Origin of the sequence: Treponema sp. (genome assembly GCF_024696245.1) — a bacterium.
Classification (GTDB): Bacteria; Spirochaetota; Spirochaetia; order Treponematales; family Treponemataceae; genus Treponema_D.
Genome location: NZ_JAILGZ010000046.1, coordinates 1 through 14,171, shown reverse-complemented (window position 1 = coordinate 14,171; position 14,171 = coordinate 1). Strand labels below are relative to the sequence as shown.

The window sequence follows — 14,171 nt, the reverse complement described above, 5'->3', positions numbered from 1 at the left end:
TGCAGGATATGGAATTTACTGTTGAAGAAGGCAAGCTTTACATGCTCCAGTGCCGCAACGGTAAACGCACAGGACCAGCAGCTGTTCGCATGGCAGTTGAAATGGTTGGTGAAAAACTCATCACAAAGGAACAGGCTCTTCTCCGCGTAAAGCCGGATCAGCTTGATCAGCTTCTCCACCCGCAGTTCGAAGCAAAGGCTCTCAAGGCTGCATCTCCAATCGCAGAAGCTCTTAACGCTTCACCAGGAGCAGGTTGTGGTCAGATCGTATTCACAGCAGAAGAAGCTGTTGAATGGAATAAGGCTGGAAAGAAAGTAATGCTCGTTCGCAAAGAGACATCACCTGATGACATTGCAGGTATGTACGTTGCTGAAGGTATCCTTACTTCTACTGGTGGACGTACTTCACACGCAGCTGTAGTTGCTCGTGGTATGGGTACACCTTGTGTTTGTGGTTGTGCTGCAGTTGTATTCACAGGAAAAGACGAAGTTACAATCGGTGGAAAAGTATTCAAGAAAGGTGACAACATCTCTATCGACGGTTCAACAGGTAGAGTATACGGTGGACTTATCCCTGTAGTTCCAGCTCAGATTTCCGGCGACCTTGAAACATTCCTTGGTTGGGCAGATGAAATCCGTGCTAAGTCAGTTCGCAAGACTGCTTCAGGAAAAACAGTTAAGGGATTCGATGTTCTTGCAAATGCTGAACAGAACGAAGCTCCAATCGCATTCCGCTTTGGTGCAAACGGTATTGGTCTTTGCCGTACAGAACACATGTTCTTCGACGAACCAAAACTTACTTCATTCCAGAAGATGATCATTTCTGAAAACACAGAAGCTCGCAAGAAGAACCTTGCTGAAATTCTCCCACTTCAGGAAAAAGACTTCTACGGAATCATCAAGACAATGGAAGGACGTTCAGTTACTATCCGTCTTCTTGACCCACCTCTTAACGAATTCATCCAGGCTGCTACAGATGCAGAAGCTGATGCTCTCGCAAGAAAGCTTGGTGTAAGCAAAGATACTATCAAGGCTAAGTTCGCTGATCTTAACGAACACAACCCAATGCTTGGTCATCGTGGTTGCCGTCTTGCTATCACATATCCAGAAATCTACGAAATGCAGGTTGAAGCAATTGCTCTTGCTACAGCACGTGCACAGAAAGAAGGTTGCAAATCTGATGTAAGAATCATGATTCCTAACGTAACTTCTGTAAACGAACTTAAGCAGATTCGTGCTCAGGCTGAAGCTGTAATTGCAAAAGTTAACAAGGAAAAGAATGTTAACCTTAAGTTCCAGATCGGTTCTATGATCGAATTCCCACGTGCAGCTTGTTCTGCTGATCAGATTGCTCAGTACGCTGACTTCTTCTCATTCGGAACAAACGACCTTACACAGACAACATTCGGTTTCAGCCGTGATGACTATGGTAAGTTCATTGATTCTTACCTTGACCAGCATGTTCTTGATGTAGATCCATTCAAGACTCTCGATCCAGATGGTCCAGGAGCTCTTATGGAAATCGCAGAAGCTAAGGGTCGTTCAGTTAAGTCTGACCTTCACCTTGGTATTTGTGGTGAACATGGTGGAGATCCAGCTTCTATCGCTCTCTGCTACAAGCTCGGTCTTAACTATGTATCTTGTTCACCATTCCGTGTACCAGCAGCTCGTCTTGCAGGTGCTCAGGCAATCATCAAGGCTGCTCTCGCTGCAAAAGCTGCTAAAGCTCCAGCAAAGAAAGCAACTGCTAAAAAGGCAACAGCTAAGAAAGAAACTGTAGCAAAGAAAGCAACTGCTAAAAAAGCTCCAGCTAAAAAGGCAGCAACAAAAGCTACTGCAAAGAAAGCAACAGCAAAGAAAGCTCCTGCAAAAAAAGCTCCAGCTAAAAAGGCAGCAACAAAAGCTACTGCAAAAAAAGCTCCAGCTAAGAAAGCTCCAGCTAAGAAAGCTCCAGCTAAAAAAGCAACAGCAAAAAAGACAACAAAGAAATAATTTTTCTTTAGCGTAAATAGCTGATAATTAGGGCTGTATGATTTATCATGCAGCCCTTTTTCTTTATAATAAAAACATGACTTCTATTTCAAACTTTCATACACATACAAAACTTTGTAAACACGCAGAAGGTATTCCTGCAGACTATGTTCAGCAGGCAAAAAAAGAAGGCTGCACTGCCTTAGGCTTTAGTGATCACTGTCCTTATCCAGAATCTTTTTATGACTACTGGCCTCATATCAGAATGGCTGTAAAAGAAATACCTCAGTATTTATCCTGGATAGAAGAATGTAAAAAAGATGCAGACTTTCCTATATATACCGGTTATGAATGTGAATGGGATAAAAATATTTCTTCCTGGTATTCAGATGAATTAAAAGGAACTTACAAAGCACAATACCTGGTTTTAGGTTCCCACTGGGTTACCGATGGAAAAAACCATGTTTATGCACCAGATATAGACAATGCAAAATTACTAAACAAATATATAGACCAGACAATTGATGCGATGCAGAGTAAAAACTTTGCCTTTCTTGCTCACCCGGATTTATTTCTTGCTCACAATCCAGAATGGACCCCGCAGGCAAAATCCTGTTCAATAGCCCTTATCACAGCTGCAAAAGAATTAAATATGCCTCTAGAAATAAACGGACTTGGCTCATCACGCATGCCAAACAATACGACCAGAGGAATGCGCTATCAGTATCCTGTAGTTGAATTCTGGGAAATTGCAGCAGAAGAGGGTATTAAAATTATATGCAATGCCGATGCCCATTCTCCAGCTGATGTTATTTTTAATGCATGGAAAGCCAGGGATTTTGCATCAAGATTCAATATTAAACCAATAGAAAATTTGCAAATTTAGAATTCTGACTTTATAATAGGATTATTCAAAAACGGAGATAATTCCTTTGGACATTTTCGAAAATTTTAAGCTCTATGCAAATAGTAAGATTAAACTCTATCGAAAGATTTATAATTCTATTGTAGAAGCAATAGATTCTAAAAGTCTTAAAACAGGTACAAAGCTGCCTTCAATTAGAAATTTGTCCACATCAATTCAGGCCAGTAAAAATTCCGTAACAAAAGCTTATGAACTATTGGAAAAGGATGGATACATTTATTCAATTCCAAAAAGCGGTTACTATGCAAAAAGTCCAAACGAAAATGTTTCCGAACTTATTAAAGAAGAAAATCCAGAAAACGAAATTCCAACAGTAGATTCTATTTGTAAAGAATATGTACCTTCGGGAGATGTATTTGACGCAAATTCTCTTCTTGAAAATTCAAAAAGTAATACCATTATTCTTTCAGATGCATTTTCCAATCACCATATTGAAGAAACAACATTAAAAGCCTCTGCCCTGGAAACTAAAAAAAATAATACTGTTATTTTATCAAGTGGAGATACCTATTCTAGAGAAAACCTTGAAAAAAATATTTCATCCCTTGATGCTTATTTAAAAGAATCTTTTAACAATGTTCTTACAAATCAACGTGATCGTTTAAATCAAAATAGTGATCCTTTTGGAGATGAAAGCATTCGTATAAGTTTTTCTGCCTTCCTTTATAAAGAGACAAATATTGATGTAAATCCATCTGACCTTATTATTGATTCAGGAATAAAAAACCAGCTTAGAAACATTCTGGATTTACCATATATAAAAAAACTTAAAGAAGAGAATGAAAAAATGCAAAGAGGGCAGGGTTTACTTAAAGTAGCAGAAGAATTATCTTCACCTGCAAAAAAAGTTAAGCCTTCTATTTTATTTGCAAAAAATCCAGGCGAGCATATAAAAGAAATATTTCAAAATGCAGGTTTTGAATGTTTTGAAAGTGATGCAATTTTTCAGGACAATGGTCTTTCTATTATGGAAGAACACAATGTTACAATAGTCTTTATTTCACCACTTGATATTATTGGCCGCCCTGAATGGCAGATTAAAAACGGATACAAAAATTACCACGAATGGTTAAAGAATAAAAATCACCTGATGATAGAACATGATTCATCGCTTATTCCAAATGAGAATAGAAAGCTCTATCCTACCTTCAGGGCAATAAAATCAAACCCTCAGATTATTTTTATTAAGTCACTGGAATTTATTTTATCCAAAGGCCTAAATTCCAGTTGTACAATTTTACCCCAGAATCTTCTTGAAGAATATAAAGAAAAATACCGCTGTTATGGCTGTATGCTTCCTCTTATAAACCAGCTTACTCTTTCTAATTTAATTATTTCAGGTAAACTCTATTCTTACCTGGACAACTTAAAAACCTTATAAGCTTTTTTCACAGAAGAATTTCATCTCTATGCTTCCAACCAAGTTTATTAATTCTTTCCTGAAGATTACACTCTAAACTATCGTTCGTTACCTTTTCACTATATTCTTTTAAATCTATTAAAAACCTGTTCATTGAAAAATGCTGATAAATAAAAACCCTGTTCCAGTATTCATTAAATGTGCCATCCTGATTCTTATATTTATTCAGCAAGGCCTTTCTATACTCTTTAAAAATGCCTTTTTCCTTTAATTCTGAATAACCTACAAGCCACAAACTAACATTCGTTAATTCATTATCACTATATTCACATAAACCCTGGTGTAAATCTGCTGTTAATTCAGCCATTTTATTTTGACTAACTAACAATAGTTCCTGAATATCTTTACTACCGTTTTTTAACAAATATTTCAGATGGTTGGTTTTTGCAGTATGAACGGGAGTTTTATTTGTAATTACAACATTTTTTCTAAAATCAATATTTAACTCTGGATTTCTCTTAAAAAAACCTTCTGCTATTCTGCCACTCTGTCCCACGAGGTATTTATTATTAACTAACAGTTGTTCTTCTTTTCCTGGATTATCACCAACAACAATCAAAGAAATTCTGTCATCTTTAGTTATTTCATCATACAACCTGTTATATACTACAGCAGTTTCCAAAGGGTAGGGCGGGGTATCTTTTGCAGCAGCTGCTATTTGTAACGGCCTTAACTCTTCAGCAAATTTATTCCACTCCTTACAAAGTTTTTTATATTCATCTCTATAATTACAATAAACTTCCCATTGTTTGTTATTCATCATTTTATCCTCTAAATACTATAAGTTTCCCACAAGTTATGCACATTTCATCACAGCTTATCCACAGAGTTATCCACAATACGATAATCCCAGTTATGTTTAGGATATCTGCCTTTCATTTCGGAACAAATCTCCGGCCAGGTATTTGTCCAAAAACCTTCAAGATTCTTTGTTACCTGCAATGGTCTCCTGGCTGGAGATAAAAGCTTAATTAAAACAGGTTGTTTCATTACTTCCGGAGTCTTAAAACATCCAAATATCTGCTGAATTATTACTTCAAGAACAGGAATAATTATACCGTTCTGACTTTCATATATAAGTTTTCTTTTTCTTCCATTTTCCAGGATCAATTCTTCCGGAACATTTCTGTTTATCTTATCCCCTTCCAGATACCAGAATAAAGCATCATACAAAGTATTTTCCTTTATCTGAACCTCATTTAACATAAAAGGTTGTAGCCAATCTGTACCCCTTAAATGCAGACTATTAAGCTTTTCTTCAAGGTTTTCATAATCAGAACCTTTATTCTGGCAATAAAACTGTACCCTTTTTAATAAAGACAGGCTTTTTTGTGATAAAGGCAGAAAATCCAGACCTTCTTTAATTAATTGTTTATTTATATATTCAAAATAAAGCCCCGGAGTAAGATTCTTTTTTACTTCCTTAAGCTGGATTTTTCCAAAACACAGGGATTCTTTTACCAAAAGCTTATAACTGTCCCTGTTAAAGTCATAAACCAACCGGTTTACAGCCCTTTCCCTCATAAAATGCAGGGCAGATTCAGAATCGATATTTTCAAATTCATAAATAAAGGCTTTATCACTTCCTGCATCTGCATCAAGGACAATAATATATTCAGCTGCATTATCCTCTTTTAAAGAAGCAATTCTTCCTGAACTTAGCATATAAGTCTTATCACTTTCTTTATGGGCAAGACGGTCTGGATATCCACATAAAAAGGCATAACTTGTGGAAAACTGTGGAAAACCTTGTGGATAACACTTCCGTAAATCTGTATCCTCTTTATATTTCTGTACCCCTTTTTTAAGGAGAAACCCGCATTTTTCGAGGTTTCTTTCGCTCTCATAACGAGATAAAACCTTATCAAGTGCATAACTTGTGGATAATTCAAGCTGATTGTGGATAACTCCGCTTAAAGCAAGACAGGTAACCCTTATCCCAAGACCTAAAGACAAACAGGCTTCTCCTAAAACAGTTATCTTTTTATCTTTTATACAAGCCAGTAATTCCAGTAATTCTTCTGCTTTAGCCCAGTTACTTTCTCCCGGACAATCCAGCCACTCTAATTTAGAAGGGCTTTTTACTCCCCATTTATAACATTCAAGAACAAGACTGCTTAAGTCACTATGAAGGATTTCCGGGGGTACAGATTTAGCCAGTACTTCATTCTGTCCCCATAAACGAACACATTTTCCAGCACAAATGCGACCTGCTCGACCTGATCGCTGCTTTGCATTAAATTCACTTACATATCTTGTTTCAAGACGATTCATACCAGTAGATAAATCATACATGTTTACCCTGCATAAACCGCTGTCTATTACACACACCACATCTTTAACAGTAACAGAAGTTTCAGCAATAGAGCTGCTTAAAATTATGCGTATATAATCCCTGGCTTCTGTTTTTAATATCTTTTTTTGTTCTGCTAATGTTACTGAACTGTGGAGAATTTCTACTTTCAGTTCAGGATTTAATTCATTAATAGCTTTTTCTGCCTGTCTTATTTCCCTTAAACCTGGTAAAAAAACAAGAATAGATCCATATTTTCCAGCTGCTTCTAAGCTGGCTGCTTCAATATTAACAGCCTTTTCCACAGGCAAATCTTTTTTATATTCAATATCAACAGGGAAAGTTCTTCCAGGAACCGATAATAAGGGTACAGTTTTATCATCCTTATCTGTACCCATTAAATACTCACAAATCCTTTTACTATCAATTGTAGCTGACATGATTATTACATAAAGATCATCCCTTAAAGCCATAACTTCCTTTAACAAGGCCAGGGCCAGATCCACATGAATACTTCTCTCATGAAATTCATCTATAACAACTACATTTACACCTTCAAGAAGAGGGTCTGACTGCATCTTTCTTGTTAACACAGCATCAGTCATAACCACAAAGCGAGTTTTATCCGAAGATTTATTTTCTAAATGAACAGAATATCCACAAGTTTCACCTGTTTCTTCCCCAAGTAATTCAGACACACGACTGGCAATATTAAAAGCTGCAACTCTTCTTGGTTCCAGCATATAAATTTTTCCGCTAAAATTTTTTAGCAAAGCAAGAGGAACAGCTGTAGATTTACCGGCTGCAGTTTCGGCAGTCAGCACAAGGGAATGATAAGGATTGTTTTTTAAATTATCACAAATCTGATCTAAAAAAGGGTAGACCGGTAGATTTTTAATTTCTTCAGGATATTCTTCAAGCATAACTCAGGCAATTATAAACAAAAAAGCCGTCTGACAAAACATCAAACGGCTTTAATTCAAAAAAGTAGGTTATTATTTAATATTTACAAGTTCAATATCAAAGGCAAGAAATGAGTTTCCAGGAATTGCACCAGGAATACCACGTTCACCGTAAGCCATATCAGGAGGAAGAACAACTGTACGAACTTCTCCCTTTTTCATGTCCTGAACCATAATATCAAATCCAGGAATCATCATTCCTACATCTGTTGTAAAATCAAGAGCTTCGTGTCCGCCCTTAACCATCTTTGCAGATCCGTCAAATACCTGACCATTTACAAAGTATCCCTTATATTCTGTAGTTACATTTTTATTTGAACCACACTTTGCACCAGAACCTTCTTTAGTAATTTTGTAGTAAATACCATTTGAATCCTGCTGATATCCAGGGAATTTCTTTTCTACTTCTGCAATCTTTTCTTTAAGGGCTGCTTTTTTTGCTTCAAGAGCTTTTGCTGCAGCTTCTTTTGCAAGGCGGTCAAAATCTGCCTGTGTTGCAGTAAACTTTTCTGCATCTGCACCAAGGCGGTAAATCTTTACAGACTTAATCTTGTCTCCCACAGCAATCTTATTTACAACAGTCTGACTGTCATCATCTACAATATGTCCAAAAATTGTATGCTTTCCGTTAAGCCATGAAGTTTCTACATGTGTAATAAAGAACTGGCTTCCGTTTGTACCAGGACCAGCATTTGCCATTGCAAGAATTCCAGGACCTGTAAACTTAAGATCATCTACGATTTCATCAGCAAACTTATAACCAGGACCACCTGTTCCGTTACCTTTTGGATCTCCACCCTGAATCATAAAATCAGCGATTACACGGTGAAATTTAAGACCATCATAAAAATGTTTTCCCTTAGCTGCATCAAGTGTACCTTCTGCAAGGCCAACAAAATTTGTTACTGTAAGAGGTGTCTTTTTATAATACAGTTCAAGAGCAATTTCTCCCTTATCTGTATCCATAATGGCAAATACACCTGTTTTTCCATTAAGAACATTTTCTTTCATACTTTTACAAACTCCTGTAGAAATTATAACAGCACCAAAAATCAGTGCAGCAATTAATTTTTTCATTTTTTTACCACCTTAAAACTGTTTTATAAACCATTCATAAATCGCTATCATTCTTGCAGAAAGTGATTCATTCATTCTGTCTTCAAGGAAACTCAAAGATGGGAACCTTGCTTCTACAACTGTGTATACAAGAAAATCATCTCCACAATCATAAATCACAAGACCTATATGAAGATTTCCATCATCAACTGCAGTTATAGGACCTATATCAACATCAGTAGTATTTTCAAAAGTAACGCTTACTTCTTCTTCTGTCTGGTGATATTTAAGTTCATAAATAGTTTTTCCCAAAGAATTATCGTTTAAATAAGCATATAAAACCTTTCCGTCTGCAGAACCACTTGTTTTATCTATAACCTTTGTTTTAGATTTTGGTCCAGAAACACAATAAGCCTCTTTATACAGAGTTTCATAATCTTCACTGCTATGTGAAAAATACTTCATACCCTGCATTTTACTTATTGAACGAATAATCTTGGAAGCCTTCTTAATATTAACAGCTTCAGGCTCTGTCTCATTCAATGAAGACTTAGAAATGAGATAAAGATTTTCCTGTATAAGAACAGGGTCTTTTTTATAAGTCCACATTGAACTGACATAAGATGAAGATTCTGATGTCGGAAGCAAAACAAGATCAGTATTATTCTCTTTAAATTTCTTAGAAGTAACAGTACCGTCTTTTTTTAATGCTTTAAGAACATCAGAACTTACTAAATCAGAAACAGAATAGGCTGATGCAAGAGCTGCACTAGCACTAAAAAGACAGGCAGCCATCAACTTAATAAAAGTCTTTTTCATCAGTATACCTTCCTTTCAGGAGATTTATTAATACATGCTTTTAAGAAAAACACGTACCTGTTTATATAAACCTTCTCCCTCTGATTTGGTTTCAACATCCGGGATATCATTTAAAGTTGTGTGAATAAGTCTTCTTTCAAAAGGATTCATTGGTTCAAGAAGAATTGAATTTCTTGTCTGACGAACCTTATCTGCTGTGTTATAAGCAAGACGAACAAGGCTTTCTTCACGGCGGATTCTATAATTTTCAGTATCAAGAATTACACGGATATCTTCACGTCCAAGATGACCTGCATAAACGTTAGCAAGAAGCTGAAGGGCATCAAGATTCTTTCCTTTGCGTCCAATAAGAATTGCAGAACTGTCAGATGTAAGCTTAAGACCAAGTTTTTTATCTTCCCTGAACATAATTTCTACAGTAACTTCATAACCCATTTTCTGTACTGTTTCTGTAACAAAAGCAAGAAGTTTCTGTTCAAAATCATCCTGTGGAAGTGGATTAGCAACAGCAGCCTTGCTTTCTGTCTTTGAAGCTGATGATGCAGACTGTGAAGAAACATTTGATGAACCTGAATTATCTACTGTATGAACACGAATCTTAACGTATCCAGTCTTAAAAAGTGATTTTTTCTGAGATTCAAGAATTTCTACATCAAACTGATCCTTTTCAAGACCAAGTTCCTGTGCAGCCTTTTCAATAGCTTCTTTTTCTGTCTTACCTTCGTATTCGTAAGTCATTTATATACCTCTTATAAAAAAATTCTTAATATTTTAGCGTGTCTTCTTTTTTCCACCCTTAAATTTAAGAGTGTTGGCATCAATCTGAGGCCTGTTTTTAGCAAGTTCTGCACGCTTTTTCTTCATAATCTGATTAATAACAAGCTGCTGTACAATCTGAAGAATATTACTTGTTGTCCAGTAAAGTAAAAGTCCACTTGGTACATTATAGAACAGGAAGAAGAAAATTAAAGGAAGTCCGTACATCATAAACTTCATCTGTCCACCAGAAGAACCTGGATTACCAAACTGAGTAATTTTACCACTAACAAGCTGTGAGAATGTATAAATAAATGGTAAAAGTCTCAAAGTTGACTGTGTAAACCATGAAATCAAAGGAATATCTGCTTTCCATGTAAAGAGGATATCACCCTTTGAAAGGTCATCAATCCATCCTGAAATAAATTTTGCACCACGGAATTCAAAATAGTTATTGAATACATTATAAAGGGCAAAAAGGATAATCATCTGGAAAATCATAGGAAGACATCCGCTTACAGGGTTATAACCAACCTGTTTGTAAAGTTTTGCCATTTCTACGTTTAACTGCTGTGGCTTATCCTTATATTTCTGCTGAAGTTCCTGCATTTTTGGCTGAAGTTCTGCCATTTTAACTGAACCCATTGCAGTTTTCTTGTTAAGAGGGAAGAGAATAATCTTAAGAATAAGGGTAAGAATAATAATTGCAACACCCCAGTTTTTAACAACCAGGAATATTTTTTCCATTCCCCATTTAAGAATGAATTCTATCCAGTAAAGAATACCACTTGTTTTTACAGCCTTATTAAAGTTGCAGTCATTAAGGTTCCATTCGTTATTTTTAGCCTCATTGTATTTAATGAGTTCATTTTCACTTCTAGGACCAATATAAATGTAATAGCTGTCTGTTACTGACTGAGATTTAATATTTGTTCTTGTAAGATAAAGCTGTGATTTATTACCGTTAACATAAGTATCAGTAATATCACGCATACTGTCTGTATCTGCCGGTTTGATAAGGAATACAAAATACTTACTGGCAACACCTGCCCAGTCATAAGCCTTTTTGTATGTTTTATTTGAAAGGGAATTACGTTCCTTACTGTTATTTCTTGCAGCTACATATTCACGGATTTCATATTTATCATCTTTATAATTTTTTGGATAAATCTGTGGAGAAGTGCGGAGAGTATAATTTACAACTTCATGGTCTGCTTCATTATATTCAAGCTTTATATCAAGTTTAAATACATTTTCATTCTGCTTAAAGTTATAAATCTTAACAAAATTAAAAGCTGGATATTTCTTTTCAAAACGAATTGCAAAATCTGAAGTGTCTTCGTTCTGGTAAATTCTATGTGTATCAGGATCTACGATGACTTTATTGTCTTCACCTTTTTTAAATCCCTTAAAAGAAGTATCAAATACATCATTTACTGTATTTTTACCGTCAAATTCGATAGCAAGAGCACGGTTTTTTTCTGTTACTTCTTCTACCATTTCAATAAGTTCTATGCTTTTATCAGATTTTTCCTGCTTAAGCTTGTAACTTACTAAATCTCCACCTTTACTTGTAAAAGTAACAATGGCTTTGTCAGTTTCTACAACAAATTCCTGTGGAAGTTTTACTTCTTCTTCCTTTACTTCTTCAGAAAGAAGTGCCTGAACTTCTTTTTCTTTTTCTGCCTGCTTCTTCTGTTCAGCAAGTTCTGCATTTTCACGATCAACCTCATTCTTAATATTCTGAGGTGCAATAAAAACAGTCTGCACAAACAAAGAAACAAACAAAACTAATGCCGAAAGCACAATTGCAATTATTGCATTCTTAGTCATTTTCTGTCGTTCCTTATTATTTTTATGTTTTTAAAAAAGACAAATTCCTCAGGAACAGGGTCATAACCACCATTACTGAAGGGATTACATCTTATAATTCGCTTTAATGATAAATAAAATCCTTTGATTGGACCATGCTTTTGTAATGCTTCAATTGCATAATGAGAACAGGTTGGCTCATATTTACAACATGGCGGAAAGAGGGGTGAAATAAAAACTTGATAAAACCGTACAGGTAAACATAAAAGTTTTATAAAGAAATTTCGCAATCCTTTAATAATCCTGCTTTCTGGCATAAAGTCTTGAATATTTCACACCGCGAGTGGAACGAATCATTTCCGGGATATACAAAAAATAGCATATCATATCCGGTGTTCAGGTGTGTTTTGAATAAACGATAAGTTTCCCGGCTATAGCGTTTGGATGCATTTCTTTGAACTGCATTGCCATAACCACGGGGAATAGGAAATCCGATTCTATTAAAATCAGAATTATTGGGCATGTAAAAGAGCTTTGCTCCGTATACACTAACCCTTTTCCCTGTTTTAAAAAGTCTTTGGATGTCAGCAGGACGTTTTATATGTTCATCACGTTTAAAACGCCCTGTTTTTAACAAGTAAGCTTCCATCCCCAGTTAAAGAATTAGTATTTCTTGCCTTCTGAACAAACTGAAAGCTTATGACGACCCTTAGCTCTTCTTCTAGCAAGAACTTTGCGTCCACCTTTAGTAGCCATGCGAGCTCTGAATCCAAACTTTCTATTGCGCTTTACTTTACTTGGTTGATATGTACGTAACATAATTTACAACTCCTAAAAATTATATACGATAGTAGTGCTAGACTATATCATTTATTTTTAATATTGGTCAACATATCAGATTTAAGTTTGTCAAACAAATTCTTCAATTCTTCAGGCATTTCCTTTGAATTTTTAGTATTTTCTGCATAACCCATCCTTTTTAAGGATTCTTCCTGCCTGTTTAACCTTTCCATAGATTTTTCCTGGGCTTTTTTAAAGTCATCTTCCTTTCTTTCAAAATCAAAGATTTCACCTTTTTTACCCTTAAGCTTTATTGCCATGGAATTTATCTCAATATCCTTAATTTCCATCTTAAGGCCTGTAAGAATATAGTTCTTATGCAGCTGCAGCAATTCAATCCAGCCGGGATGATCTGCTTCAACCAGCAAAACGCCATTTTTTAAATCAATTATCCTGCTGTGGGAAGCCATATTTTTTCCTTCATTAGGATTTATCTTTCCCTTGATGCGGTTAAGTACTTTATTCCAGACAGAAAACATGTTGGATGCATTTTTTACATCACAAACACTAATATTATTAAAAGTCTGATTTATAAGATCCATTACTGGAATTGCTTCATCATTCATACACTTTCCGTCCACTGGCCATTATTGATTTTATAAACTCTGGTTGTGCTTTTCTTATACTTTTCATAAGGTTCACCATTCAAAAAAGTACAAAACAGCTGATCATATTCAGGGAGTAGGGCAGTAACTTTCTGTCTTTTTTCCGGATCCAGTTCAAGGAGTACGTCATCCATAAGAAGAACCGGCTTTTTACCTGTAGCCTGACTATAAAAAACGGCCTGGGCTGTTCTTAAAATCAGGGCAATCAATCTTCTTTGACCAGTAGATGCTTCCGGAACAAAGGCTGCATGATTTCTTACAAAAACAATCTTGTCCCTGTGAGGCCCGGTCATCGTAGTATTCATAATTTTTTCTACTTCAAGCCTGGAACGAACCTGCTTAAGAATATCATTTGCACTTTCAAGTGAATTATCCTTCATATTCCAGGACGGATTATAAACTATATGAACTCCGTCAATTCCGGTTATATCTTCATAAAGTTTTGGAAAAATCTGATTAAACTTAAAGATTGCCATCTTACGCTTACTCTGCATTTCCATTCCATACTGAACAAGCTGCATGTCATAGATATCAAGCATTTCGTATTTCTTTTCTTTAAGTGAAATATTTCTTTCTTTGAGAACTTTTTTATAACGCCTGTTAATATCTATGTACATGACATCATACATACTTAAAGACTGGTCTATAAAAAATCTTTTTCTTTCTGGTGAACCTGTAACAAAATCCAAATCTTCATGACTGTAAAGAACACA

Annotated in this window: 14 protein-coding genes; 3 read left to right on the top strand and 11 right to left on the bottom strand. The window is 35.6% G+C overall.

The features are described from left to right. The 3 genes from K6D58_RS03275 to K6D58_RS03265 all read left to right on the top strand — a co-directional run. Positions 1-1,991 (top strand): putative PEP-binding protein (locus K6D58_RS03275; protein WP_296827550.1); only part of this gene is annotated, 1,991 nt, incomplete at its 5' end. Positions 1,992-2,028: 37 nt separating this feature from the next. Beyond that, complete coding sequence (locus K6D58_RS03270) at positions 2,029-2,856, top strand: histidinol-phosphatase (RefSeq protein ID WP_296827548.1); 828 nt, start codon at positions 2,029-2,031, stop codon at positions 2,854-2,856. 46 nt (positions 2,857-2,902) lie between these two features. Then, positions 2,903-4,276, top strand: coding sequence for a GntR family transcriptional regulator (locus tag K6D58_RS03265; protein WP_296827546.1), 1,374 nt, complete (start codon positions 2,903-2,905; stop codon positions 4,274-4,276). A 7-nt stretch (positions 4,277-4,283) separates the two neighbouring features. Here K6D58_RS03265 and K6D58_RS03260 read toward each other — a convergent pair whose 3' ends face one another. The 11 genes from K6D58_RS03260 to recF form a co-directional block, all read right to left on the bottom strand. Beyond that, positions 4,284-5,075 carry a hypothetical protein gene (locus K6D58_RS03260; protein WP_486389749.1) on the bottom strand — a complete coding sequence of 264 codons (792 nt, stop codon included), beginning with the start codon at positions 5,073-5,075 and terminating at the stop codon, positions 4,284-4,286. A 50-nt stretch (positions 5,076-5,125) separates the two neighbouring features. Beyond that, positions 5,126-7,531, bottom strand: a complete 2,406-nt coding sequence (hrpB, locus tag K6D58_RS03255; protein ID WP_296827542.1) for an ATP-dependent helicase HrpB — start codon at positions 7,529-7,531, stop codon at positions 5,126-5,128. A 72-nt stretch (positions 7,532-7,603) separates the two neighbouring features. Further along, positions 7,604-8,647 (bottom strand): peptidylprolyl isomerase, encoded by a 1,044-nt coding sequence (locus K6D58_RS03250; RefSeq protein ID WP_296827540.1) that lies wholly within the window; start codon positions 8,645-8,647, stop codon positions 7,604-7,606. 12 nt (positions 8,648-8,659) lie between these two features. Continuing rightward, complete coding sequence (locus K6D58_RS03245) at positions 8,660-9,445, bottom strand: DUF6675 family protein (protein ID WP_296827539.1); 786 nt, start codon at positions 9,443-9,445, stop codon at positions 8,660-8,662. Positions 9,446-9,472: 27 nt separating this feature from the next. Continuing rightward, complete coding sequence (gene jag, locus K6D58_RS03240; RefSeq protein WP_296827537.1) at positions 9,473-10,183, bottom strand: RNA-binding cell elongation regulator Jag/EloR; 711 nt, start codon at positions 10,181-10,183, stop codon at positions 9,473-9,475. A gap of 33 nt (positions 10,184-10,216) precedes the next feature. After that, on the bottom strand, positions 10,217-12,034 hold the full coding sequence (gene yidC / locus K6D58_RS03235; RefSeq protein WP_296827535.1) for a membrane protein insertase YidC: 1,818 nt from the start codon (positions 12,032-12,034) through the stop codon (positions 10,217-10,219). After that, complete coding sequence (yidD, locus tag K6D58_RS03230) at positions 12,031-12,330, bottom strand: membrane protein insertion efficiency factor YidD (protein WP_296827532.1); 300 nt, start codon at positions 12,328-12,330, stop codon at positions 12,031-12,033. Before yidD ends, yidC begins: the two co-directional genes overlap by 4 nt. Beyond that, positions 12,285-12,662 carry a ribonuclease P protein component gene (gene rnpA / locus K6D58_RS03225; protein WP_296827530.1) on the bottom strand — a complete coding sequence of 126 codons (378 nt, stop codon included), beginning with the start codon at positions 12,660-12,662 and terminating at the stop codon, positions 12,285-12,287. Before rnpA ends, yidD begins: the two co-directional genes overlap by 46 nt. A gap of 14 nt (positions 12,663-12,676) precedes the next feature. Continuing rightward, entirely contained in the window at positions 12,677-12,832 is a 156-nt protein-coding gene (rpmH, locus tag K6D58_RS03220; RefSeq protein ID WP_296827529.1) for a 50S ribosomal protein L34, read from the bottom strand. A 47-nt stretch (positions 12,833-12,879) separates the two neighbouring features. After that, positions 12,880-13,419 carry a DciA family protein gene (locus K6D58_RS03215; protein WP_296827527.1) on the bottom strand — a complete coding sequence of 180 codons (540 nt, stop codon included), beginning with the start codon at positions 13,417-13,419 and terminating at the stop codon, positions 12,880-12,882. Further along, positions 13,416-14,171 (bottom strand): DNA replication/repair protein RecF (recF, locus tag K6D58_RS03210; RefSeq protein ID WP_296827525.1); only part of this gene is annotated, 756 nt, incomplete at its 5' end. The genes K6D58_RS03215 and recF, both read right to left, overlap by 4 nt.